This is a genomic window from Halomonas sp. ND22Bw (genome assembly GCF_003011945.1).
Classification (GTDB): domain Bacteria; phylum Pseudomonadota; class Gammaproteobacteria; order Pseudomonadales; family Halomonadaceae; genus Halomonas; species Halomonas halophila.
The window spans coordinates 1-442 of sequence record NZ_PXWD01000180.1; the positions used below are offsets into that span (position 1 = coordinate 1).

Below are 442 nucleotides of genomic sequence, written 5' to 3' on the forward strand. Positions count from 1 at the left end.
GATGTCGTTTCTGACCGTCCCGCTGATGGCGCCCCTCTATGCGCTGGCGGTCCTGCCGTTCGTGCGCTGGTGGGACGCCGAGGACCTGGGATGGCGTTGCGGCTTTCGCGCCGCCTTCGCCTATCTGAACGCCTGGACCGTGCCGATGCTGCCGTTGTTCTGGTTCATATACGGCACGGGGCCTGTGGCGATGATGGGCAGCATCGCGCTGTTCATTCTCGGTGTCGTGGTCTTCGTGCGGATGGGCCGGGGGCGCTGGTATCGCGGGGTCGCGGCCGGGATCGGCAAGGGACTGGTGCTGCAACTGGCCATCAGCGCGATGATGATGGTCGGAAGCCTGGTGTTGGCGGTGATCGGCGTTCTGGCCGGGTTGCTGTTCTGAAGACGGGCGGCGGATAAAAAACAGAGTGCACTGTGTGCACTTCGTCTGAAATCGGCCCCC

1 protein-coding gene is annotated in these 442 nt (G+C 64.3%); it reads left to right on the forward strand.

The window, feature by feature from the left end:
- Window positions 1-382 (forward strand): hypothetical protein (locus CVH10_RS25740; protein WP_219924761.1); only part of this gene is annotated, 382 nt, incomplete at its 5' end.
- Between the last annotated feature and the right edge of the window lie 60 nt (window positions 383-442).